The organism is Ruminococcus sp. AM26-12LB (assembly GCF_003480785.1).
Classification (GTDB): domain Bacteria; phylum Bacillota; class Clostridia; order Lachnospirales; family Lachnospiraceae; genus Blautia_A; species Blautia_A fusiformis.
In genome coordinates this window covers 18,960-43,779 of record NZ_QUJX01000017.1, presented here as the reverse complement: position 1 = coordinate 43,779, position 24,820 = coordinate 18,960, and the positions used below count along the sequence as shown (strand labels likewise).

Sequence of the window (24,820 nt, the reverse complement as noted above, 5' to 3'; positions counted from 1 at the left end):
TTACTATCATAAAAAGCAACTACTAACCAGCCACAGCCCTTTTGGGAGGAAAGGGGGATTTTCCATGACCTGTACAGAAGAATATCGGGAACATATCGAGTACACTTTCCATGCCTTTTGCAAAGTCGTTATCCGAAATGCAACGATCAACGCAGCGAGGACACGGAGCAGGAAGCACAAAAGAGAAATATCCCTTGAATACCTCACAGACGAAAAGCACTACCCTTTAGGCACGACAGATGAATATTTCCAAGCCCCGGAGCCGGACGAGGAATACATACTTACCCTTTGCGGCGATACGGTCATTTTCAGCAGCGGCTTACTTGCGGAAGCCCTGTCACGGCTGGACGAACGGGAGCGGGAAATGATTTACCTGTCCTTTTTCAAGCGTATTCCACAGCACGAAATTGGCAGACAGTACGGGCGCAGCCGCAGCACAGCGGGCTACCATATCCGAAAAGTCCTACGGCAGCTCCAAGCGGAAATGGAGGGAATGGCATATGAGAAATAATAGGCTTCTCCCCTATGAAACAATCGTCCAAGCCACCAGCGGGGAGCCGGAAGCGGTGGGAACTGTATTGCAGTATTACCGCCGCCGCATACAATGTGCCGCCCGTGTGAATGGACGGGTAGACCAAGATACAGAGGACTACATCACCCAGACGCTTCTCACAGCTATTTTCAAGTTCCGCTTTGGGAGATAGCCCTACCGCCTACAACTGAATAACCGCCGCTTCGCCGGCAACCAGAAAGCAGTAAATCTATTCAACAGATTTGCTGCTTTTTTTCGTTCCTGTTTGGCATTTTTGAAAATCCCCAGTATGAAAAAACAAAAGGGAAAATTGCCGCCGCAGTTGGCAAAATCCCTTACTTATCCGTGGAGGGTATCAAAGAAAAAAATACTGCCATTGTCCGCCTTTTTCGGCTTGCGTGGTGTTGTAGGGAATAAGGGGAAATTCTAAAAATCTCCGTCCATTTTGCTTTGCGTGGTGTTGTAGGTAGTGAAAGGAAAATTTTCAAGATATGCCGGAATAGCGGGTAGCAAAGCCCTTTTGAAACGTCTTGTTAGCGGAAAGTACGGAAGCCGGGGAACGCCGGAGTTTTTCAGAGCAAGATTCTACCGCAGTACCAAAATTCGCTTATCGCTCATTTTGCCCCTGCGGGAATCTTGTTGGGGAGTGCCTTCCCCAAACCCTGCTTATGCGGCTTACGCCGCTGGAAAATCCCTCAAAATAATTTTTCGGATTTTTCAAAAACAGTTCCGCTTTACACCCTGTTTTTCTCCTATTAGTGAGAGGACACCACGCACAGCCGAAGGAGGTTTTACCATGCGAAAACGATATAACACGCCGCACCGCAGCCGGGTAGTCAAGACACGCATGACCGAGGAAGAATACGCCGAGTTTGCGGAAAGGCTTTCTGCTTACAACATGAGCCAAGCCGAGTTTATCCGGCAAGCCATAACCGGGGCAGCCATACGCCCCATCATAACCGTTTCCCCCGTCAATGACGAGTTGCTTGCCGCTGTCGGGAAGCTGACCGCCGAATACGGCAGGATCGGCGGCAACTTAAACCAGATAGCCCGGACGCTGAACGAGTGGCACAGCCCCTACCCGCAGCTTGCCGGGGAGGTACGGGCGGCGGTTTCCGACCTTGCTGCCCTAAAGTTTGAAGTCTTGCAGAAAGTGGGTGACGCTGTTGGCAACATTCAAACATATCAGCTCTAAAAATGCGGACTATGGCGCAGCGGAAGCCTATCTCACATTTGAGCATGACGAGTTTACCATGAAGCCCACCCTTGATGAAAACGGGCGGCTGATACCGAGGGAGGATTACCGCATTTCTTCCCTCAACTGTGGGGGCGAGGATTTCGCTGTTGCCTGTATGCGGGCTAATCTCCGCTATGAGAAAAACCAAAAACGGGAAGATGTGAAAAGCCACCACTATATCATCAGCTTTGACCCACGGGACGGGACAGACAACGGCTTGACCGTAGACCGGGCGCAGGAGCTGGGCGAGCAGTTCTGTAAAGAGCATTTCCCCGGACACCAAGCCTTAGTCTGCACCCACCCGGACGGGCATAACCACAGCGGCAATATCCATGTGCATATCGTCATCAACTCCCTGCGGATTTATGAAGTCCCGCTTCTGCCCTACATGGACAGACCAGCCGACACACGGGAGGGCTGCAAGCACCGCTGCACCAACGCCGCTATGGAATATTTCAAGAGTGAAGTCATGGAGATGTGCCACCGGGAGGGGCTTTACCAAATCGACCTCCTAAGCGGCAGCAAGGAACGGATAACCGAACGGGAATACTGGGCGGCAAAGAAAGGACAGCTTGCCCTTGATAAAGAGAACGCTGTCAGAGAAGCCGCAGGACAGCCGACCAAGCCCACCAAGTTTGAAACGGACAAGGCGAAGCTGCGCCGGACGATACGGCAGGCACTTTCCCAAGCTGGCAGCTTTGACGAATTTTCTTCCCTTTTGCTGCGGGAGGGTGTGACCGTCAAGGAGAGCCGGGGGCGGCTTTCCTACCTCACGCCGGACAGGACAAAGCCTATCACAGCCCGGAAGCTGGGGGACGATTTTGACAAGGCTGCTGTCCTTGTCCTGCTTACGCAGAACGCCCACAGAGCCGCCGAACAGAGCAAAGCCATACTCGAATACCCTGCCGCGGTTAAAAAGCTGTCACAAGGGGAAAAAACCACAAAAACCACCCCGGCAGACAACACCTTGCAGCGCATGGTTGACCGGGAAGCCAAGCGAGCCGAGGGCAAGGGCGTGGGCTATGACCGCTGGGCGGCAAAGCACAACCTAAAGCAAATGGCAGCTACCGTTACCGCCTATCAGCAGTACGGCTTTTCTTCCCCGGAGGAACTGGACGAAGCCTGTTCTGCCGCCTATACCGCCATGCGGGAAAGCCTTACAGAGCTGAAGCAGATGGAAAAGACGCTGAACGGGAAAAAGGAGCTGCAACGGCAGGTGCTTGCCTATTCCAAGACCCGCCCTGTCCGGGACGGGCTGAAACAGCAGAAAAACGCCAAAGCAAAAGCAGCCTACCGTCAGAAGTACGAAAGCGACTTTATCATAGCAGACGCAGCCGCCCGCTATTTCAGGGAAAACGGCATTTCCAAGCTGCCGAGCTATAAAGCCCTGCAAGCAGAGATTGAAACCCTTATCCAAGAGAAAAACAGCGGCTACAACGATTACCGGGCAAAACGGGAGGAATACCGCCGCTTACAGACTGTCAAGGGCAATATCGACCAGATTTTACACCGGGAGCGCAAGCCTGTGAAAAGGCAGGAACAGGAACGATAAAAACCGCCCCAAAATGTACCCGAACCTATACAGAACAAGGGGGCTGCCCCGTACCCTATCCGCAAATACCAAAGGATTTTTTAACGGGCTTATAGGGCAGAAAAAACCCGAAAATGATACCGAGATGATACAGAATTACCGCCGATACCGCCACACCAGCGGAAACGGCAGAAAGGAGCGCACCCATGCCAAGAATGAGCAAGAAACGGCGGCTGGAATGGTCTTTTTTCCTGCGGCAAGTGAAAGTCGGGAATTCCACCTGCGATCGTATCACATACAATGACCTCTGCCGGGGCTGTACCCATAGCTGCAAGCAGAGCTTCCGGGCGGTTATCATACTCTGCCCCCACTACTACTCCAAACGCCGGAAAAAGGAGGACAGGGACAATGGCAGATAACCGCAAGTATTACTACCTCAAGCTGAAAGAGAACTTTTTTGACAGCGACTCCATTGTGCTGCTGGAAGATATGAAAGACGGGATTTTATACTCCAATATCCTCTTGAAGCTGTACTTAAAATCGCTGAAAAACGGCGGGAAATTGCAGCTTGACGAGCATATCCCCTACACAGCGCAGATGATAGCGACACTGACCCGCCACCAGATAGGGACGGTTGAGAGGGCTTTAGAGATTTTCCGGCAGTTGGGGCTTGTGGAGCAGCTTGACAGCGGGGCTTTCTATATGACCGACATTGAGCTGATGATAGGACAGTCCTCTACCGAAGCCGAGCGGAAACGGGCTGCAAGACTGGAAAACAAGGCACTTTTACCGCCCCGGACAAAAGGCGGACATTTGTCCGACATTCGTCCACCAGAGATAGAGATAGAGTTAGAGAAAGAGATAGAGATAGAAAAAGAGAGAGAGGGAGAAACGGGACACCCCGCCCCCGCCGCTTATGGCAGATACAACAATGTGATACTGACCGATACAGAGCTTTCCGGGCTAAAAACAGAGTTGCCCGACAAGTGGGAGTATTATATTGACCGGCTTTCCTGCCATATCGCTTCCACCGGGAAACAGTACCACAGCCATGCAGCCACCATTTACAAGTGGGCGCAGGAGGACGCTGCCAAAGGCAAGGCTGCCCCGAAACAGGGCATACCCGATTATTCATGCAAGGAGGGCGAGAGCTTATGAAAAACGGAATTGAAGCTATGATTACGGACATTACAGCCACTACCGCCGAAGCGGAGGACTACACAGGCGAGGACGGGCTTTTATACTGCGGTAAGTGCCATACGCCCAAAGAAGCCTATTTTGCAGAGGGAAAGACTTGTTTCGGGCGTGACCGCCACCCGGCAGAGTGCGACTGCCAGCGGGCAGCCCGTGAAAAGCAGCAAGCCGCCGAAAGCCGACAGAAGCACCTTGAAAAAGTGGAGGACTTGAAACGCCGGGGCTTTACCGACCCTGCTATGCGGAACTGGACATTTGAGCATGACAACGGCAGAAACCCGCAGACCGAAACCGCCCGCTTTTATGTGGAGAGCTGGGAAACCATGCAGGCTGAAAATATCGGCTACCTGTTTTGGGGCGGCGTGGGGACGGGAAAAAGCTACCTTGCCGCCTGTATCGCCAACGCCCTTATGGAAAAAGAGGTTGCCGTCTGCATGACAAACTTTGCAACGATACTGGGTGACCTTGCCGCCAGCTTTGAGGGCAGGAACGAATATATTTCCCGCCTTTGCAGCTACCCTCTGCTGATACTTGATGATTTCGGTATGGAGCGAGGAACAGAATACGGGCTGGAACAGGTTTACAGCGTGATTGACAGCCGTTACCGAAGCGGCAAGCCGCTGATCGCCACGACCAACCTCACGCTGGAGGAATTGCAGCACCCGCAGGACACGCCCCACGCCCGTATCTATGACAGGCTGACTTCCATGTGCGCCCCCGTCCGCTTCACGGGCAGCAACTTCCGAAAGGAAACCGCACAGGAAAAGCTGGAACGCTTAAAGCAACTGATGAAGCAGCGAAAGGAGAGCCTATGACAGAAACGAAACAGACAAGCACCACCAAAACAGACCGCCGCCCGGACTGTGTGACGGAAATCCGCATGGGCAACTCCGTCCTTACCGTTTCCGGCTTCTTCAAGCAGGGCGCAACCGACACCGCAGCCGACAAGATGATGAAAGTGCTGGAAGCGGAAGCTGCTACACAAAAAACGGCGATTTGACTGACCATAAAGAAGCAGATTTGACGCTTTTGCCGCTATACAGACAGCCGCCCCATGTGGTACAATCAAGGTACGGAATAGTGGGGCTGGCTGTCGGAAACGGAGGATTTTATGTTAAGACAGACCAACCAACAACCAATTACCGCCCTTTACCCAAGACTATCCCATGAGGACGAGCTGCAAGGCGAAAGCAATTCCATTTCCAATCAGAAGCGTATCCTTGAAACCTATGCAAAGCAGAACGGCTTTTCCAATCTGCGCTGGTACACGGACGACGGTTATTCTGGTGCGAACTTTCAAAGACCCGGTTTTCAAGCCATGCTTGCGGACATTGAAGCCGGAAAAGTCGGGACAGTTATCGTAAAGGATATGTCGAGGTTAGGGCGAAACTACCTGCAAGTGGGAATGTACACGGAAATGATTTTCCCACAGAAAGGTGTCCGCTTCATCGCTATCAATGACGGAGTGGACAGCGCACAGGGCGACAATGACTTTGCCCCGCTGCGGAATATCTTTAACGAATGGCTGGTGAGAGATACGAGCAAGAAAATCAAAGCAGTAAAACGCTCAAAAGGCATGAATGGCAAGCCCATCACAAGCAAGCCTGTGTATGGCTACCTCATGGACGAGGATGAAAATTTCATTATTGACGAGGAAGCTGCACCCGTAGTCAAGCAGATATACAACCTCTGTCTTGCCGGGAATGGTCCGACCAAGATAGCCCGTATGCTCACAGAGCAGCAAATCCCCACGCCGGGAACGCTTGAATACCGCAGGACGGGCAGCACCCGCCGCTACCACCCCGGCTATGAGTGCAAGTGGGCGACCAATACCGTAGTGCATATCCTTGAAAACCGGGAATACACAGGCTGTCTGGTAAATTTCAAGACAGAAAAACTTTCTTACAAAGTCAAGCACAGTGTAGAAAATCCCCCGGAAAAGCAAGTGATTTTCGAGAACCACCACGAGCCTATCATAGACACCCAAACATGGGAACGGGTGCAGGAGCTTCGCAAACAGCGCAAACGCCCAAACCGCTATGATGAAGTGGGTTTGTTCTCCGGCATACTGTTCTGTGCGGACTGCGGCAGCGTGATGTATCAGCAGCGATACCAGACGGACAAGCGCAAGCAGGACTGTTATATCTGCGGCAACTACAAGAAACGCACCCATGACTGTACGGCGCACTTTATCCGCACCGACCTCTTGACCGCTGGTGTACTCTCCAATCTGCGGAAAGTGACCAGCTATGCGGCAAAGCATGAAGCCCGGTTTATGAAACTCTTGATTGAGCAGAACGAGGACGGGGGCAAACGCAGGAACGCCGCCAAGAAAAAGGAACTGGAAGCCTCCGAGAAACGCATAGCCGAGTTATCCGCTATCTTCAAGCGGCTGTATGAGGACAGCGTGACCGGGCGCATATCAGACGAGCGTTTCACAGAGCTGTCGGCAGACTATGAAGCAGAGCAACGGGAGCTGAAAGAAAGAGCCGCTGCTATTCAAGCGGAGCTTTCCAAAGCACAGGAAGCCACCGTGAACGCAGAAAAGTTTATGAATGTTGTCCGGCGGCATACCAGCTTTGAAGAACTTACCCCTACTCTGCTGCGGGAGTTTGTAGAGAAAATCGTTGTGCATGAGTGCAGCTATGACGAGAACAAGACCCGCAGACAGGACATTGAGATTTATTATTCTTTTGTTGGCAAGGTGGACTTGCCCGAATAACCGCCCGACCTATCCGACACAATGCGCAAGTGCCGGATAGGAACGGCAAAATTTTTTACACTTCTATTACTTCTTTATCGCACATCAGTAAAGTCACAAGGAATAAAACAGTTCATGGCTAATTAGTTGGAACAAAAAACGAAAGGAAAAGCACAATCCAGACGGTATCAGCGGCAGGCTACAAGAATAAATTGTGATTTCACAAGATTGGTGCTATAATAAGAGAAAAGTTCCTGCCGGGGCAGCCGCCCCGGTGGTATAGATAGAAAGGCAGGAAAACAATATGCACATCAGCTATAAGCCACTCTGGCACACACTGTTAGAGCGTGATATGAGAAAAGAGGATTTAAGGCTTGCCGCTGGTATGACAACAAATATGATTGCCAACATGAGCAAAGAGGGAAAGCACATCAGCATGGATACATTAGCCCGTATCTGCGAAACGCTGAATTGTGAGATTACCGATGTGATTGAGTTAGTACCAGACGAGCCTGCTTCCACAGGAGGTAAGGAACATGAGCGAATTGAAACCAAGAATAACGGAAAACGGAATTGATTATATCCTTGTCGGAGATTATTACATCCCGGACTTGAAACTGCCGGAGGAACACCGCCCTATCGGAAAGTACGGACGGATGCACCGGGAATATTTAAGGGAAGTCCACCCAGCCAGATTGAATACATTGATACTGACCGGGGAATTGTGGACATATCTTGCAGACCTGAACGAACAGGCACAGGAACGGTTAGACACCATCATGGAGCAGATGAAAACTGCCGAGGGCGTAACCGAGGAATTGAAGCGTACCCACCAAATGGAATGGGTGCAGCGTTGCAATAACATTCATAACCGGGCAGAAGAAATTGTTTTGCATGAGATGATTTATTCATAACGGGAGCAATTAAATCGGAGGTATATAAGATGATTGAAATTGTATTTGGTGAAAGTGCCTGTGGAAGTTTGAAAATTGCCCAAACTTACGGCAAGGGAAAGTATAGAGGAAGTGCTGTTTCAATATTTATGAGGCATGAAGACGGGAGTGTTCCATCTTCAGATGAAATGAAAAAAGCACAGCTTCAAGCACAGGAACAAGAACGCATTGCTTGGGAGAATGCTATTCCATTGGGAGGCAAGAGCTGTGATGTTTATTGTTTTGATATGGCTCTTAGTGTGGGAGATATTTCTGATAATGGAATTGGCGAACAGCGGAAAAATGTTTTCAAGAAAATGCTGTCTGTCTGCTTTGTAGAGGATTTAGATTATCAGGTTGAAGAAAAAATACAGAAAATTAAAACTACATTGACCTCAGTGATTGAACGATATGTAGCTGGGGAAGAAATTCGCATTTGGTATAGCTATAATCCAGATGAGCTTTGTGGTATGTATTGGCTTATGAAACAACTTCAACCCTTAAACTGCCAGACAACAATTTATTTGGTTAAGTTACCTACATGGGAATATGGAAAAGAAAATACTATGACATCCAAAATAGCATGGGGCGAGGTCTCTCCTGGCGAATGGGGAAACTATATAACTCTACAAGAGAAAGCTAATCCTGTATTTCTTTCAGCTTGTGCTATGAAATGGAATCAACTTCAAAATGAAAATGCACCTTTGCGTGCAATGTTAAATGGTAAATTGCAAAGCGTTTCAGAAGATATATATGATAGTTTCATTCTTCGTGAAATTGCGGAACAGCCAGAGCAATTCAAAATGGCTATTGTCATAGGTAATGTTTTAGGAAAATATCAACTTGGAATTAGTGATGTATGGATTTCCAATCGCATTGATAAAATGCTTGAAGATGGTGTGTTGGAAATTATACAGGACGCACCAAAGGGAGAAACAAATTATCGCCGAATATTAAGAAAACGAATGAAGTAATAACCACAGCACAAACCGCTGCTACATGGAATCCAACAAACCATGCAACAGCGGTTTTCCTTTACCGTTTTTTCCTCTGGTTGATAGGCGTTCCCGTTTTCTTTGATTTTTGGAGAATCCGAATAAGCCAGCGAAATTCTTCATCTGACAGATTTTTATAGTTGATACCGAGCTGCTTGCAGTAAAGCACTGCCAGTTTTTCCAAACGGCTGCCCTTGAAATTTTCGACCGCTTCCAGATTTTCTTTCAGTTCATTGGCAACAGTGGTCTGGGGCGCACTCTCACTATCCTTTTTATGGGTTTCCCGAATATCCCGGATAATCAGGTTTAGGTCATCCAGAACCATGTGGCTGAAATATTCATCATCACTGATATGGGCGGCTTGCAGCACTTTCAAATGTGGGTCATCTTCGCCAGGGCGATACCGTTCTATGATTTCATGTCGGACAGTATCGACAAGGGTGTTGAGGTTTTGAATCTGCATGGTGGCAATCCCATCCACATAAATCTCAATGTCCGCAAGAAACTTGATAAAGTCCTTATGGGTGGCAAGTTCGCAGAGCAGACGGTTGTTGATCCGACCGCTTTTCAGAAGTGCAACCATTTCATCGTTCAAATGCAGCTCCGTCAGTGGCGTGTTGATCTGCTCCCTGTTCTCTGTCCGGCACAGCAGATAATCGACGGAAACCCCATAGAAGTCTGCCAGCGTGATAAGGTTGCCATGATTGATTTCCTTAAAATCTTCTTTTTCATAACTGCCAAGGGCTGATTTAGAAATACCCGTTAGTTTTGATAGTTCTTCCAGATTTAAGCCTTTGTCCTTGCGGAGTTCCCAAAGGCGTTCCTGTATGCTTGTTGCTCCTTTCATGGGCACACGCTCCTTTCCAACGGTTTCATTGCTGCCGCTTATCTGGATTATATCACACTTTCCGTAATCGTGGAAATTTCTGATTTTTACCCTTAATTCCTACTTTGTGGACATACGGCACAGGGCACAAAAATGTTCTATGATACAGGTAGTTCATCGATGGATTATTCCAATCGAATGACCAGCCTGTGTGGGATATGCTTCCCCGGCGATGTAGCGCCATGAATTTTGGCAGGGATATGGAGGAACCCTGACCAAAACGAGCGTACCAAAGGGAGCGATACGCCGCTGTGAGATTCAGGGGAGGAACGACACCGGGGAGAACTGGCGAACTGACACCGAAATGATACCGAAACACAACAATCTGATAGGGGGACAGTCTACCCTATCGCTGATACTTCGGGAGATTTTAAGCGGCTCTATGGCTGTAATTTTACCGAAAATCGCCCCGAAACCATACACTAAAACGGGAGGAAGCGCAATATGCCGAGAATGAGCAAAAAGAGGAAGTATGAGCTTTCCTTTTACCTCAATGACCGGGGGCGTGTCACTTACAACGAATTATGCCGGAAATGCCAGCATGGGTGCAAGCAGAGCTTCCGGGCGGTTGTGATTGACTGCCCCTGTTATTTATCCAAACGAGCAAAGAAAAAGGAGGAACACACAGAATGAATTTTGAATTTATGACGATAGACACACCATTGCCGCCCTGTATGCCTTTTCCCAGAGCGTTGACAGGATTTCCAGTCAGCAGCACCGCAAAGGTCATGTACTGCCGGATGCTGGACGCTATGCTCTCCAAAGGGCAGGAGGACGAGAACGGAATCCTCTTTGTCTGCTTCCCTGTCACAGCCATTGCCGCAGTCCTGTCCCGCAGCTCCATGACGGTCAAGCGTTCTCTGAATGAACTGGAAACTGCCGGACTTATCATGCGGGTGCGTCAGGGCATTGGAGAACCAAACCGGATTTATGTGCTGATACCGGGAAAGGAGGACGCTGCCCTTGCCTGATACCTCAAAGCTGGAAAAACTCAATCGGGAGTTGGAAAAAAGCGAAAAGAAACTGCGGAAAGCCATCAATGATGAAAAGGCATTGCAGCACCAGTTGAAACAGCTTACCCGAAAGGAACGGACGCACCGGCTCTGTACCCGTGGCGGTATGCTGGAAAGTTTTCTGCAAGAGCCGGAACGCCTGACAGATGATGATGTCATGCTGTTGTTGAAACTCATTTTTCACAGACAGGACACGCAGGAACTATTGAAAAAACTGCTGGAACGGGAGATGCCGGAACCCCCTTAGTTTACTAAGGGCGCAATTATACACCACCCAAAGGTTGGTGCATTGCGTTCTCCGAAGGCTCCTCGCCGGAGGGCTGTGATTTTCCGCAGTCATGGTCTGCTCCAAATCATACAGGGGACGCTACGCTTCCCCTGCGCTGGCTGTCGCCAGCTACCCTTTTGTGGACTTGCCGCCCGGAAACACCTTGCGCTGCAAGCTGTTCCCGTCCAGCAAGTTTTATCAGTCGAGCTATCCTTATCTACGGTAATTTAGTATAATAAGGTCAAAAAACAGAACGCTATCATTGTGCAACCGATATGCAACTGATAATTGCTTGATAGTTGGTGGTAGCAACACGGTAATTCAGATAGAATAAAGCCAACAAAGAAAGGAGGTCATCCAAATGTTAGTAAACATCATTATGATTGTAGTCGGAATAGTTTTCTCATGTATCTTTGTCGGCTTGCTTATCCTTGTTATTCGTGCATTGCTTAAATATATCCGTACAGAGAAATGAAGCTAACAGCAACATTAGGAGGTGGTCAAATGAAAGTAACCGTATTTATGATAATCGTTGGAATAATTTTCTTATGTATCTTTGTTGGTTTGCTTACCCTTATTGTTCGTGCATTACTCAAATATATCCATTCAAAAGATGTACGGCAGGAAAAATCCGTAGTGAGGAAATCGTTGGGTGAAGCACTCAAAGTACACAGAACACAGTGCAAAATGACGCAGGAATTTGTTGCTGAAACGATTGGTGTTAGCAGGCAGGCTGTTTCAAAATGGGAAAATGGAACATCCGACCCTTCCACATCAAATCTTTTTGCACTTGCAAAACTTTACGGTATTTCTGTTGAAGAATTACTAAAAGAAGTTGAATAATCTTCATGCAGATATTTTATTTCATCATCGGGCCACCCTGACCCGAACTTTCAAAACTGAATACCAGCCGCCCACCGGCGGCACCACCGAGCAGGAAATCTGAAAAGGTCTCCTGCTTTTTTTCTGCCCCAAATGAGGTGGTAAAACGCCACCCCATCCACCAATTACCGAAAGGAGGGACACGAAATGCCCTGTCCACACAACGAAATCTCGATTGTGCAGCGAAGCCAACAGCAGTCTGCGGTTGCCGCCGCTGCCTACCAGAGCGGCGAAAAGCTGTTCTGTGGATACGATCAGGAAGTGAAGCACTACCCGGAAAAGCGTGGTATCGTCCACAATGAAATCTTGCTTCCGGCAAATGCCCCACGGTCGTATGCAGACCGCAATACTTTATGGAACGCCGCCGAAGCGGTGGAGAAGCAATGGAATTCCCAGCTTGCAAGGCGGTGGGTGCTTACCATCCCCAGAGAGATACCGCCCGACCAGTACGCCGCCCTTGTCCGGGATTTCTGCAATCAGCAGTTTGTTTCCAAAGGAATGTGCGTGGATTTTGCCATCCATGACAAAGGGGACGGAAACCCTCACGCTCATGTCATGCTGACTATGCGGGCAATGGATGAACATGGGAAATGGCTTCCCAAGAGCCGCAAGGTTTATGACCTTGACGAGAACGGGGAACGGATAAAACTTCCGTCCGGCAGATGGAAAAGTCACAAGGAAGATACGGTTGACTGGAACGACCGCAAGTATTGTGAAATCTGGCGGCATGAATGGGAGATCATCCAGAACCGCTATCTGGAAGCCAACAACCGCCCGGAGCGGGTGGATCTCCGTTCTTATGAAAGACAGGGGCTTGATATTATCCCTACCGTCCATGAGGGTGCTGCTGTCCGGCAGATGGAAAAGCGAGGGATTCAGACCAACATCGGAAATCTGAACCGGGAAATCAAAGCCGCCAACAGCCTGATGAAGTCTATCCGGCAGCTTATTAAAAATCTCAAAGGCTGGATTATCGAGCTTAGTGAAAAACGAAAAGAACTGCTTGCGGAAAAAGCTGCGGAGGAAGCGGTATTTCTTCCCAATCTGTTGATGAAGTACATGGAGGTACGAAAGGCAGAACGGAGCGACTGGACACGGGCGGGACAAAACCGTGGAACTTCCAAAGACTTAAAGGCAGTCAGCGAAGCCCTGTCCTATCTTCAGAGAAAGGGACTTTCCACCGTGGAGGATTTGGAAAACTTTATAGAAACGTCCGGGAAATCTGCCGCCGACTACCGAAAGCAGATGAAGCCAAAGGAAACCCGCAGCAACGTGATTGACGCTATCCTTGCCGCCCGGACGGACTGTAAGGAATGTAAGCCCGTTTATGAGAAATACCAGAAGATATTTTTCAAGAAAACTAAGGAAAAATTCAAGCTGGAACACCCGGAGGTTGCCCGGTTTGAGAAAGCCAGTGCCTACCTTGCCAAGCACCCGGATGATAAGGACAGCACGAAAAAGGAGCTTTTGCAGGAACAGGCGAAGCTTGTGGGCGAAATCGCAGACTTGAAAGTACCGTTGACCGAGGTGCAGGAAGATTTGAAGAAGCTGCGGGACATCCGCTACTGGGTACGGAAAGCCACACCCGGCACAGAGGAAAGCAAAGAGCCGCCCAAGAAGCAGCCCCTCAAAGAAGTCTTGCAGGATAAGGCTGACGAGAAGAAAGCACAGAAAAACGCCCCGGCGCAGACGAAACACAAACAACAGGATATGGAACTTTAACAGGCACTTGCCATTTTCAGATTGAGAATGATAAGTGCCTTTTCTTTTTTACAAGGAGGAATTGATTTGAATGTATTTGAAGCTGTGAAGCAGTCCGTTACGACAAGACAGGCTGCGGAGCATTACGGAATCCGGGTAAACAGAAACGGGATGGCTTGCTGCCCGTTCCACAACGATAAGACCCCCAGCATGAAGCTGGACAAGCGTTTCCACTGCTTCGGATGTGGTGCAGATGGGGATGTGATTGATTTTGTAGCTGCCCTGTACGGGCTGGGGAAAAAGGAAGCCGCCGCACAGTTGGCGAGTGACTTCGGGCTTGCCTATGAGGACTGGAAGCCACCGGGCAGGGCAAGGAAGCCCAAGCCCCGGCAGAAATCCCCGGAAGAACAGTTCCGGGAAGCAAAGGCACATTGCTTCCGTGTCCTTGCCGATTATCTACACCTCTTACGGGTATGGAAAACCGACTATGCCCCGCACTCCCCGGAGGAAGCGTCTCATCCCCGGTTCGTGGAAGCCTTGCAGAAGCAAGCCCATGTGGAATATCTGCTGGATGTGCTGCTGTTCGGGGAGACAGAGGAAAAAGCGGTTTTGATTATGGACTACGGAAAGGATGTGATACAGCTTGAACAGCGAATGGCAGAGCTTGCAGCCGCAGACGCAGCAAGAACTAAAAAACACCATGAACGCCATGCAGCCGCCCCAGAGCGTTGAGGAAGTAAAGGCAACTCTGGAAACCACCGAGAAAGGCGGCGTCCGCCAGAGCATACGGAACTGCCTGACCGTATTCCAGCGTGACCCTGTGCTTGCCGGGGCAATCGCCTACAACATCCTGACCGACCGCAAGGACATCATAAAGCCCATCGGTTTTCACAGAGAAAGCACAGCCCTGACCGATACGGACATGAAGTATCTGCTTCTCTATCTGGAGGAAACCTACGGGCTTACCAGTGAGAAAAAGATTGAAACCGCCATCGGGATTGTGGCGAATGAGAATAAGTACCACCCCATCCGGGATTTTCTGAACAGCCTTGCATGGGACGGGACTGAGCGCATCCGCTTCTGTCTGCGGCACTTTCTGGGAGCTGATGTGGACGATTACACCTATGAAGCCTTGAAGCTGTTCATGCTGGGGGCGATTACAAGGGCATTTAAGCCCGGAAGCAAGTTTGAAATCATGCTGTGTCTGGTAGGCGGTCAGGGGGCTGGCAAATCCACCTTCTTCCGGCTGCTGGCAGTCCGGGACGAGTGGTTTTCCGATGATTTGCGGAAGCTGGACGATGATAACGTGTACCGCAAGCTGCAAGGTCACTGGATAATTGAAATGTCGGAAATGATGGCAACCGCCAATGCCAAGAGCATTGAGGAAATCAAGTCCTTTCTAAGCCGCCAGAAAGAGGTTTACAAAATTCCCTATGAAACTCACCCGGCAGACCGCCCCCGTCAATGCGTGTTCGGCGGCACTTCCAACGCCCTTGACTTTCTCCCCCTTGACCGTTCCGGCAACCGCCGATTTATCCCGGTCATGGTGTACCCGGAGCAAGCCGAGGTTCACATTTTGGAGGACGAAGCCGCTTCCAGAGCCTATATCAGCCAGATGTGGGCGGAAGCAATGGAGATTTACCGAAGCGGCATGTTCAAGCTGTCATTCAGCCCAGCCATGCAGCGGTATCTCAAAGAACACCAGCGGGATTTTATGCCGGAGGACACCAAAGCCGGGATGATACAGGCTTACCTTGATAAGTACACCGGGGAAACGGTCTGCTCCAAGCAGCTCTACAAGGAAGCCTTAAACCACACCTTTGATGAGCCGAAGCAATGGGAAATCCGGGAAATCAACGAGATAATGAACCAGTGCATTACCGGGTGGAACTACTTTTCCAATCCGAGGATGTTTGCGGAATACGGCAGACAAAAGGGCTGGGAGCGTGAAATCCCGGCAACGGACACCGACAACCCGCCCGAAAAATCTATGGACGGTTTTGTGGAGGTCACAGAGCAGATGGAGCTTCCATTCTGAAAATGACAGCCCGTTGCCGACTTCGTTGCTATCCCGTTGCCGAGCCGGTTGCCGGGGAAAATCCCTTATTTCCGGGCTTTTTCCCTCTCTGACAACCAAAACAACAGAAAAATAAAAGAAAAGTATAAATAGTAATCAACGCCAGATTGAGATTGTTTGCAAGGTCTTTTGAAGCCCGTTGCCGGACTTCGTTGCCGACCGTTCTCTGTCTGGCTATTTTCATGTATGGAGGATAACTGCCTATGGCGAAAAATAAGACCAAGATTGAAGTGACAACCGTATTTGACGGGGAACTGGACGCCACCGATGTGTTCGTCAGCCTGATTTCCCAGAAATACGGCAAAACAAATACAAAAGAATATCTTGCTAAAAAGAAAGATTTGAAGTATAATGAAGATGAGGTTCAACAGAGCCAGATACCGTCTGGATTGTGTGGGTAAATGGCTATGATGAACGAAATGGAATACAGAACAATCGGTTCGGCACTTGCCGGAGGGTATCGTGCGGCGGTCTATTGTAGGCTGTCAAAGGACGATGACCTGCAAGGCGAAAGTGCCAGTATCGCAAACCAGCGTGATATGCTGGAAAAATACTGCGAAAAGCAGGGATGGGAGGTTGTGGCAGTCTATCAGGACGATGGCTTCACAGGTCTTAATATGGAGCGTCCTGATTTACAGAGAATGTTGAGAGCCATTGAGCGCAGGCAAATCAACCTTGTCATCACGAAAGACCTCAGCCGACTGGGGCGTAACTATCTGCAAACCGGGCATTTGATTGAGGACTTTTTCCCAAGAAACGGTGTCCGCTATATCGCCATGAATGACGGTATCGACACCCTGCGTGATAACAACGATATTGCCCCGTTCAAGAATATCCTGAATGAGATGTACAGCAAGGATATTTCCAAGAAAGTCCATTCCTCTTATCTTCTGAAAGCGCAGAAAGGACAGTTTACCGGGTGTCTTGCCCCGTTTGGGTATCGGAAAGACCCGGAGGACAAAAACCATCTGCTCATTGACGAGGAAACCGCCCCGATTGTGCGGCTGATTTTCGGATATGCCCTGAACGGTCATGGTCCGAACTATATCCGCAGACGGCTGGAAGAAGAAAAAATCCCCTGTCCCACATGGTGGAACCGGGAACGGGGGCTTCGCAATACCCGCACCAAATGGGAAAAGAAAGACCCGGAAAACGGGCGGTATATGTGGGACTTCTCCGTTATCAAAGACCTTTTGATGAATCCCGTCTACACCGGGGCGATTGCTTCTCAGAAAAAAGACTACCGTTTCAAAATCGGCACGATTGGGGAAAAGAAGCCGGAGGACTGGATTGTGGTGGAGGGACAGCATGAACCGCTGATTGACAGCATGAGCTTTGACATTGTGCAGAACAAGCTGAAATCCCGCCAGCGTCCGGGGCAGACCAATGAAATCAGCCTGTTTGCCGGACTGGTAAAATGCGGCGAGTGTGGGAAGTCGCTGACGATACGCTGCACAAACGCAAAACATCCCCAGCAGATTTATTCCTGCAAGACCTACAATGCCTTTGGAAAGAACCACTGCACCCAGCACCGGATTGACTATGACACCCTTTACAGCCATGTGCTGCGGAAAATCCGGGAATGTGCCAGAGCTGCCCTGATGGACGGGGAAGCGGTTGCCGACCGCCTGACCAATACCTGTGAAGCCGAGCAGCGGGAACAGCGGGAAGCAATGGAACGCTCCCTTACAAGGGACGAAGAACGGATTGAGGTTCTGGACAAAATGGTAATGCGGCTTTATGAGGATATGATTGCAGGGCGTATCAGTGAGCAGAATTTCAACACCATGCTGGAAAAGACACAGACCGAGCAGACGGAGCTTAAAACAAAAGTGTCCGAGGGCAGGAAGCGGCTGTCCGATGAAGTCCAGCTTGCCAATGACGCAAAACAATGGGTGGAAGCCATTCAGGAATACGCCAACATCACAGAGTTGGACGCAGCCACCCTCAACCGCTTAATCAAAGAAATCGTCGTGCATGAGCGCATTGACGAAGATAAAACAAGACACATTTCTATCGAAATTCATTTTAATCTCAAACCCATCCCAGAGGTGGAACAGGTCACTGCCTGACCTGTCCCGCCGGGACGGTTCTCTTAAAAACACCATATAGATTTTTTGTACGCCGCCGCCCGCCATCGAGCAGAGTTTTACACCTAATTGGGGATAAAACAGTTGATGGCGGGCGGTGGCATCGTACTGATTGGAATAAACCTGATTCCACAGCTTGCAACTTTGTTTGGATAAATAAATGGGTGGAATAACCGAAAAAATAACAGAGTTCATAAAGGATCTGCTAACAGGCTGGATCACATCAAACCTGGATACCATGTTCACCGATGTAAATACCAAAGTAGAAACGATTGCTACAGAGGTTGGGAAAACACCCCAAAATTGGAACAGTGGCATTTTTTCCATGATAAAAAATCTGTCGGATAATGTCATTGTCCCCATTGCGGGGATGATTATTACATTTGTACTGTGTTATGAGCTGATTTCCATGATTATGGAAAAAAACAATATGCACGATACGGATACGTTTATGTTTTTCAAATACATTTTTAAGATGTGGGTAGCGGTATATCTGGTTACTCATACTTTTGATATTGCGATGGCAATTTTTGATGTAGCGAATCATGTGGTATCCAATGCTGGCGGTATGATAACCGGTTCCGCATCTATTGATGTTATAGAAGCATTGAAAACGCTTCTTGAAACGCAGATTGAAGATATGGGAATCGGAGAATTACTGGGGCTTGGTCTGGAAACGATGCTGGTCAGTTTATGTCTAAAAATCATATCAGTCCTGATTACCGTCATTTTATATGGACGAATGATAGAAATATATCTTTATGTCTCTGTGGCACCTATTCCGTTTTCAACATTTACGAACAGGGAATGGGGAAGTATTGGAAATAATTATGTGAAGGCATTATTAGCGTTGGGATTCCAGGGATTTTTTATGATGGTATGTGTTGCGATTTATGCAGTTCTGGTAAATGCTATTACAGTTGCGGATAATCTTCATACAGCTATCTGGTCAGTTGCAGCATATACAGTTATTTTATGTTTCAGCCTGTTTAAGACCAGTTCCCTAGCAAAATCAATCTTCAATGCACATTAGGAGGAAACAAGAATATGGCATATGTTCCAGTGCCGAAAGATTTTTCAAAAATAAAGACAAAATTAGCACTGAATTTAACTAAAAGACAAATTATATGTTTTTCTCTGGCAGGAATTTGTGGTGTTCCGGTCTATTTGCTGACAAAAGCAGGACTGGGAACAGATGTGGCAGCAACGCTTATGATCATAGTGATGCTGCCATTTTTCTTTTTTGCAATGTATGAAAAGGATGGATTTCCAGCAGAGAAAATATTGCTTCACATTATCCGGCAGAAATTTTTAAGACCTGGAATCAGGTTCTATCGTTCCCAAAACTTATATGACCGGATTATAGAGTACGATAAATTAGAGAAAGAGGGTGCATGGCTTGAGAAAAAGGCAAAAGAAGCCAGGGAAGCGAGAAATCCGTTCCATTTCCTTAAAAAAGCAGACCGAAAAAAATAAGAAACAGAAAACCGGACTTACGAAAGAAGAAAAAAAGCGTCTGAAAGAACTTCGGATGATAAAAGCGGAGAATCAGAAGAAGAGGAAGCCTTTTACAGCGCAGGATACGATTCCATATAAGGAAATATATAAGGATGGTATCTGCAGGACAGATGATAACTATTATTCAAAGATGGTGCAGTTCTACGATATAAATTACCAGTTAGCGCAGAATGATGATAAAGCGGCTATTTTTGAGAACTATTGTGAGTTCCTGAATTCATTTGACAGCTCTGTTGAGGTACAAATTACATTTCTTAATCAACAGGTGAATTTTGATGAGTATGCAAAAAATATTGATATTCCAGAGCAGGATGACTGTTTCAATGATATTCGGAAAGAATATTCGGATATGTTGAAAATGCAGCTTTCCAAAGGAAATAATGGGCTTGTAAAAACAAAATATATTACATTTTCCATTAAGGCGGATAATCTGCGAAATGCAAAATCCAGGCTGGAGAGAATTGAAGCCAGTGTATTGAATAATTTTAAGGTGATGGGAGCCATGGCAGAGCCTTTAAATGGGGTAGAACGTCTGAAAATTCTGCATGATGTGATGAATATGGACACAAAAGAATCTTTCCATTTCCATTATGGGATGGTTGCAAAAACAGGTCTGCAGACAAAAGACTTTATTGCACCTACCGGATTTGATTTTCGCAATGACAGCTATTTTCGGATGGGACAGACTTTTGGATGCGTGTCATATTTACAGATTACATCACCAGAACTTACGGATAAACTGCTGGCAGATCTGCTGGATCTGGAAGAGAATCTTATCATCAATATGCACTTGCGTCCCATTGATCCCAAGGCAGCTATTAAAAGTCTGAAAAGTACGCTGTCAAATATTCAGAAAATGAAAATTGAAGAACAGAAGAAAGCGGTCAGAAGCGGATATGATATGGATATTATTCCAACGGACATTTCTACATACGGAGAGGATGTGGAGGGATTGCTCAATGAAATCCAGTCCAGGAATGAGAAACTTTTTGAACTTACTTTTTTGCTGATGAATACAGCGGACAATAAGAGAAAACTGGACAATATTGTGTATCAGACTGCAGGAATCGCCCAGAAATATAATTGCAATATACGGAGACTTCAATATCAGCAGGAACAGGGACTTGTGGCATCACTACCACTGGGAATGAACCAGACTGGAATACAGAGAATTATGACTACGACTTCTACAGCAATCTTTGTTCCGTTTACCACACAGGAACTTTTCCAAGGCGGTGAAGCTCTTTACTATGGCTTAAATGCACTGTCAAACAATCTCATTATGGTGGATCGGAAACGATTGAAAACACCTAACGGCCTGATTTTGGGTACTCCTGGTTCCGGTAAGAGTTTTGCAACGAAAAGAGAAATTCTCAATGTTTTCCTGATTACAGACGATGACATTATTATCTGTGACCCGGAGGGAGAATATTTTCCGCTGGTAAATGCCTTAAATGGTGAAGTTATTAAAATCAGTGCAAAAAGTAATGATTACATCAATCCTATGGAAGTGAACCTGGATGTTATTTATCATCCGGAGAAATACAGGATTAATGGCGATATGGAGGATATTGATACCATTATTGCTGATAAAGCAGAGTTTATCACATCTTTCTGCGAGGTCATTATGAAGAAACCTCAAAATGCAGAATTAAATGGTGATGAGGTTTCCATGATTGACCTGTGTGTAAAAGACATTTATAAAAAATATCTTTACAATGATCCAAAACCGGAAAATATGCCGACTTTGCAGGATTTCTATGAACGTCTGAACTTTTATGCACCAGATAAACCAGCAGCACAGAACATTGCCAACAGTCTGCAGTTGTATGTAACAGGATCGCAGAATGTATTTAACCATCGAAGTAATGTCGATACGCAGAACAGAGTGGTATGCTTTGATATTCGGGAACTTGGAACCACACTACGAAAAGCAGGGATGTTGATTGTCCAGCATATGGTTTGGACAAGAGTATCACAGAACCGCAGTCGCAGGAAATCAACCCGTTATTATGTGGATGAATTTCACCTTTTGCTGAACCAGCCACAGACTGCTAATTATTCTATTGAAATGTGGAAGAGATTTCGTAAGTGGGGTGGAATCATTACAGGAATCAGTCAGAATGTAACAGATTTTCTTGGCTCTCTGGCAGTAGAAAGTATTGTGGGAAACAGTGATTTTATCCTGATGTTAAATCAGCACAGCGGGGATCAGAAGATCCTTGCGGAGAAATTGAATATTTCCAAGCATCAGATTTCTTTTGTAAATAACAGTAATGCAGGAGAAGGGCTGCTTTTTTACGGAAATGTAATCATACCTTTTGCAGACAGATATCCGCAGGATACCAGAACCTATGCTTTGATGAGTACTAAACCGGATGAGATTCAGACTTAACGGACAAAAAAGCAGAGGTGAGGTACATTGGGAAAACAAAAATATACGGCGAAAGAGAAGAAAGTCAGCCGTATGACCAGAAATGGTCTGGTTGAGGAAAATCTTGCAACAAAGGAGACCAGAAAAGTTACAAACAGCGATCAGGAGTTGCCTTATAAACAGAAGGATGTAGAACAGGCATTTATTACTTCTGAAAAGAAGAAAAACTCTCATAAAAAAGCTGAAAAGAAACAATTTTCCGAAAAAGTTCAGGAGGGAAATCCTGCCAAAAAAGAAGAGGCTGCAAACAGTCCTCCGGGAAAACGAAAAACACAGGGACGGTACAGATACCGGGACAAGCCTGCAGGTGTATCTGTGGATTCAGCGGTAGAAATACGTGAGCGCAAAGAAAAACACAGGAGCCAGTATCAGCGACAGAAAAAGAAACAGCAGAGACTGCAGTTTGGAAAACTGGAGACAGATGGAAGTCTGAAGAAAGAAAAGAAAACTTCGGCTGAAACAGATGGAGGACATTTTCAGGCAGAGAAGAATGATGTTTCTACAAACCGAAAAAAAGGAAAGCAGAAATATAGCCGAAAAACAATAAAAACTTATCAGGAAGTGGATAAGGCTGCAAGAAAACAGGAAGCTGAGAGGCAGAACAAAATTCCGAAAGATTCTGTTTATACCAAGAAAACAAATGAGGAACAGAAAGCAAAGGTAAAGTACCATTTATATTTCGACAAAAAAACAGGGAAAACGGATGGTAAAAAGAAAACCTTGTCTTCTGTTCCAAAGAAAGCATTAAAAAATGCAGTATATCAGAAAGCAGGCGAAGACGAAGAGGAAAACAGTGCTGTAGATGCAGCACATAAGCTGGTGCGTTCAGGTGAGTGGATATTACAGGAACATAGCAGTAGAAATATCAGGAAGAACCGCAGTCAGATACATAAAGAAAACCGTTTAGAGCAAAGAGCCTGGAAGAGTGCATCCAGGTATCAATATCAGAAATATCTGGAAGAACATCCAGAGATGCAGAAAAAGCTGATCAGAAAATTAATACAGAAGCAGAGGATTAAGCGAGAGTATCAGATGGCATACCGGGCTGGGAAGATTGCAAAAGAAACAAAAGACACCTCAATCCGGTCAGTAAATCTTGCTACTAAAATTGCAAGAAAGGCACAGGAAGTATTTGTAAGAAATGTAACTACTCTGATCTCAATGGGGTTGTTATTGATTTTGCTTCTTTCCGTAATGACAGGATTTGCTTCCTGTTCGGCTATGTTTTCTAATGGAATTTCTACGGTAATCGCTTCCAGTTACATTGCGGATCCGGACGAAATTGAAAAAGCAGAGTTGTATTATACGCAGTTGGAAGCCAGTCTTCAACAGAAAATAAACCAGATGGAAGCCCGGTATCCAGGAAAAGATGAATACAGATATAACATTGGTGAAATCGGCCATGATCCCCATACATTGATCAGTTATCTGACTGCCAGGTATGGGGATTTTAAGTTTGATGAGATAAAAGGAGAACTGGAAACAATTTTTTCTTTACAGTACGGAATCACCGTAGAGGAAAAAAGTGAAACCCGGCAGGAAACATCTACAATACAGGTAGGGCAGTCATTGGGAAATGTTGTGACCAGTGGATACTGTAACTGTCCTATCTGCTGTGGCGTGTGGAGTGGAGGACCAACTGCTTCAGGGGCAATGCCACAGGCTAATCATACGCTTGCGGTTGATGCTGCAAACCCATTTCTTCCAATGGGGACGAAAGTAGTGATGAATGGGATTGAGTACACCGTAGAAGATACTGGAAACTTTGCCCAGTATGGTGTCCAGTTTGATGTTTATTATGATAATCACGCAGTAGCTGAGGCACATGGTCATCAGACCTGGGAATGTTTTCTGGCAGAGGGCAATCAGAACTCTGTGGAAGTTACCCGTACAGTAACTGCAGATGTACTGAATGTTTCTGTTCAGGCAAAACCGCTTAGAAGTGTTATTCTGTCCAGAATGGAAGAGGATGAGCAGGAAATTTATGAAGAGGTCTATTCCAACAGAGGAAATTTACAGACATATAAAACTCCGGTTGAGTTAAACTGGTATGCCTATATCAGTACCTATTATGGGTATTCTGTAAACAATGGAACCGGGCAGACACAACTTCACAGAGGTGTGACGGTTAATGTACGACAGGGAACAGAAGTGAAGTCAGCGATGAATGGTTTTGTTGTAGATGTAGGATATAGCGGAACTTTTGGAAATTATGTAGTTACGCAGGATAAAAAAGGTGTGCAGATTAAATACGCTTATCTGCAGAGCATTTCGGTAGCAAATGGTCATGAAGTAACAACAGATACTGTAATTGGTACAACGGGAAGTACAGGAAGTGCAACCGGAAGCCAGTTATATTTGGAACTGGTCAAAGATGGGGAATATTATAATCCTGTTTTTTATATCAGTACCGGAGATAGCGGGCTGTATGGTGGAGGCGGCAGTTATGATGATGAGACTGTGCGGAGATTATTTGCGGAAGCAGACAAATATCTTGGTATGCCGTATGTATGGGGCGGTTCCAGCCCGGAGACTTCTTTTGACTGTTCTGGTTTTGTAAGCTATGTGTTTACCAATTCGGGTGTCTGCAATATGGGAAGACTTACTGCACAGGGAATTTATGACATTTGTATGCCTGTATCACCAGAAGAAGCAAGGCCAGGAGATATTATCTTTTTCACTGGGACGTATGATGCGGGAGAGCCGGTTACCCACGTAGGAATTTATGCCGGAGATGGACAGATGATCCATTGTGGAAATCCAATTCAGTATACGTCCATTAATTCTGCATACTGGCAGTCTCATTTTTATGCTTTTGGCAGGCCATAA

The 24,820-nt window shown here is 47.0% G+C and carries 26 protein-coding genes and 1 pseudogene; 26 read left to right on the top strand and 1 reads right to left on the bottom strand.

Features of this window, described 5'->3' with window-relative positions:
- The first annotated feature begins 64 nt into the window (after positions 1–64).
- From DW694_RS13270 to DW694_RS13210, 12 genes are all read left to right on the top strand, one after another.
- A complete protein-coding gene (locus DW694_RS13270) occupies positions 65–511 on the top strand; it encodes a sigma-70 family RNA polymerase sigma factor (protein WP_003505338.1) in 447 nt (148 codons plus the stop codon).
- Entirely contained in the window at positions 501–704 is a 204-nt protein-coding gene (locus DW694_RS13265) for a helix-turn-helix domain-containing protein (RefSeq protein ID WP_003505336.1), read from the top strand. The genes DW694_RS13270 and DW694_RS13265 overlap by 11 nt, the downstream gene beginning before the upstream one ends.
- Before the next feature lie 624 nt (positions 705–1,328).
- Entirely contained in the window at positions 1,329–1,727 is a 399-nt protein-coding gene (locus DW694_RS13260; protein WP_002569238.1) for a plasmid mobilization relaxosome protein MobC, read from the top strand.
- Positions 1,699–3,321 (top strand): relaxase/mobilization nuclease domain-containing protein, encoded by a 1,623-nt coding sequence (locus DW694_RS13255; RefSeq protein WP_002569237.1) that lies wholly within the window; start codon positions 1,699–1,701, stop codon positions 3,319–3,321. The genes DW694_RS13260 and DW694_RS13255 overlap by 29 nt, the downstream gene beginning before the upstream one ends.
- Positions 3,322–3,506: 185 nt before the next feature.
- Entirely contained in the window at positions 3,507–3,719 is a 213-nt protein-coding gene (locus tag DW694_RS13245; RefSeq protein WP_002569236.1) for a hypothetical protein, read from the top strand.
- On the top strand, positions 3,709–4,458 hold the full coding sequence (locus tag DW694_RS13240) for a phage replisome organizer N-terminal domain-containing protein (protein ID WP_002569235.1): 750 nt from the start codon (positions 3,709–3,711) through the stop codon (positions 4,456–4,458). Before DW694_RS13245 ends, DW694_RS13240 begins: the two co-directional genes overlap by 11 nt.
- Positions 4,455–5,309 (top strand): ATP-binding protein, encoded by an 855-nt coding sequence (locus tag DW694_RS13235; protein ID WP_002569234.1) that lies wholly within the window; start codon positions 4,455–4,457, stop codon positions 5,307–5,309. Before DW694_RS13240 ends, DW694_RS13235 begins: the two co-directional genes overlap by 4 nt.
- A complete protein-coding gene (locus DW694_RS13230; RefSeq protein ID WP_002569233.1) occupies positions 5,306–5,494 on the top strand; it encodes a transposon-encoded TnpW family protein in 189 nt (62 codons plus the stop codon). The genes DW694_RS13235 and DW694_RS13230 overlap by 4 nt, the downstream gene beginning before the upstream one ends.
- 111 nt (positions 5,495–5,605) lie before the next feature.
- Positions 5,606–7,216, top strand: a complete 1,611-nt coding sequence (locus DW694_RS13225; RefSeq protein WP_002569232.1) for a recombinase family protein — start codon at positions 5,606–5,608, stop codon at positions 7,214–7,216.
- 283 nt (positions 7,217–7,499) lie between these two features.
- Entirely contained in the window at positions 7,500–7,772 is a 273-nt protein-coding gene (locus DW694_RS13220) for a helix-turn-helix domain-containing protein (RefSeq protein ID WP_002593556.1), read from the top strand.
- A complete protein-coding gene (locus DW694_RS13215; RefSeq protein ID WP_005927690.1) occupies positions 7,732–8,109 on the top strand; it encodes a TnpV protein in 378 nt (125 codons plus the stop codon). Before DW694_RS13220 ends, DW694_RS13215 begins: the two co-directional genes overlap by 41 nt.
- Before the next feature lie 29 nt (positions 8,110–8,138).
- Positions 8,139–9,101, top strand: coding sequence for a DUF3658 domain-containing protein (locus DW694_RS13210; protein ID WP_005927687.1), 963 nt, complete (start codon positions 8,139–8,141; stop codon positions 9,099–9,101).
- Between the two features lie 61 nt (positions 9,102–9,162).
- Here the strand turns inward: DW694_RS13210 and DW694_RS13205 are convergent, their stop codons facing one another.
- Positions 9,163–9,969, bottom strand: a complete 807-nt coding sequence (locus DW694_RS13205; RefSeq protein WP_005924756.1) for a helix-turn-helix transcriptional regulator — start codon at positions 9,967–9,969, stop codon at positions 9,163–9,165.
- Positions 9,970–10,452: 483 nt separating this feature from the next.
- Here DW694_RS13205 and DW694_RS13195 point away from each other — a divergent pair, with 483 nt between their 5' ends.
- The 14 genes and pseudogenes from DW694_RS13195 to DW694_RS13125 all read left to right on the top strand — a co-directional run bounded on the left by DW694_RS13195 (position 10,453) and on the right by DW694_RS13125 (position 24,820).
- The gene (locus DW694_RS13195) at positions 10,453–10,641 is read left to right on the top strand and encodes a hypothetical protein (protein WP_005927683.1); all 189 of its coding nucleotides are present in this window, start codon (positions 10,453–10,455) and stop codon (positions 10,639–10,641) included.
- Positions 10,638–10,979, top strand: a complete 342-nt coding sequence (locus DW694_RS13190; RefSeq protein ID WP_005927681.1) for a DeoR family transcriptional regulator — start codon at positions 10,638–10,640, stop codon at positions 10,977–10,979. The genes DW694_RS13195 and DW694_RS13190 overlap by 4 nt, the downstream gene beginning before the upstream one ends.
- The gene (locus DW694_RS13185) at positions 10,972–11,268 is read left to right on the top strand and encodes a DUF3847 domain-containing protein (protein ID WP_005927679.1); all 297 of its coding nucleotides are present in this window, start codon (positions 10,972–10,974) and stop codon (positions 11,266–11,268) included. The genes DW694_RS13190 and DW694_RS13185 overlap by 8 nt, the downstream gene beginning before the upstream one ends.
- A gap of 525 nt (positions 11,269–11,793) precedes the next feature.
- Positions 11,794–12,132 carry a helix-turn-helix transcriptional regulator gene (locus tag DW694_RS13180; RefSeq protein WP_003509323.1) on the top strand — a complete coding sequence of 113 codons (339 nt, stop codon included), beginning with the start codon at positions 11,794–11,796 and terminating at the stop codon, positions 12,130–12,132.
- Between the two features lie 186 nt (positions 12,133–12,318).
- Complete coding sequence (gene mobQ, locus DW694_RS13175; protein WP_008394607.1) at positions 12,319–13,893, top strand: MobQ family relaxase; 1,575 nt, start codon at positions 12,319–12,321, stop codon at positions 13,891–13,893.
- Positions 13,894–13,959: 66 nt separating this feature from the next.
- Positions 13,960–14,604 carry a CHC2 zinc finger domain-containing protein gene (locus DW694_RS13170; RefSeq protein WP_118753153.1) on the top strand — a complete coding sequence of 215 codons (645 nt, stop codon included), beginning with the start codon at positions 13,960–13,962 and terminating at the stop codon, positions 14,602–14,604.
- A complete protein-coding gene (locus tag DW694_RS13165; RefSeq protein WP_008394605.1) occupies positions 14,573–15,910 on the top strand; it encodes a virulence-associated E family protein in 1,338 nt (445 codons plus the stop codon). Before DW694_RS13170 ends, DW694_RS13165 begins: the two co-directional genes overlap by 32 nt.
- Positions 15,911–16,152: 242 nt before the next feature.
- Positions 16,153–16,350, top strand: coding sequence for a hypothetical protein (locus DW694_RS13155; RefSeq protein WP_002595176.1), 198 nt, complete (start codon positions 16,153–16,155; stop codon positions 16,348–16,350).
- On the top strand, positions 16,351–18,021 hold the full coding sequence (locus tag DW694_RS13150; protein ID WP_118753152.1) for a recombinase family protein: 1,671 nt from the start codon (positions 16,351–16,353) through the stop codon (positions 18,019–18,021). It abuts the gene before it with no gap.
- 90 nt (positions 18,022–18,111) lie between these two features.
- Positions 18,112–18,195, top strand: a pseudogene (locus DW694_RS13145) (Maff2 family mobile element protein); the annotation flags it as partial.
- Positions 18,196–18,199: 4 nt separating this feature from the next.
- On the top strand, positions 18,200–19,072 hold the full coding sequence (locus DW694_RS13140) for a VirB6/TrbL-like conjugal transfer protein, CD1112 family (RefSeq protein ID WP_118753151.1): 873 nt from the start codon (positions 18,200–18,202) through the stop codon (positions 19,070–19,072).
- Between the two features lie 14 nt (positions 19,073–19,086).
- On the top strand, positions 19,087–19,515 hold the full coding sequence (locus DW694_RS13135) for a PrgI family protein (protein ID WP_059085511.1): 429 nt from the start codon (positions 19,087–19,089) through the stop codon (positions 19,513–19,515).
- On the top strand, positions 19,439–21,952 hold the full coding sequence (locus tag DW694_RS13130) for a VirB4-like conjugal transfer ATPase, CD1110 family (protein ID WP_353615823.1): 2,514 nt from the start codon (positions 19,439–19,441) through the stop codon (positions 21,950–21,952). Before DW694_RS13135 ends, DW694_RS13130 begins: the two co-directional genes overlap by 77 nt.
- 27 nt (positions 21,953–21,979) lie before the next feature.
- Entirely contained in the window at positions 21,980–24,820 is a 2,841-nt protein-coding gene (locus DW694_RS13125) for a CD1108 family mobile element protein (protein ID WP_227218366.1), read from the top strand.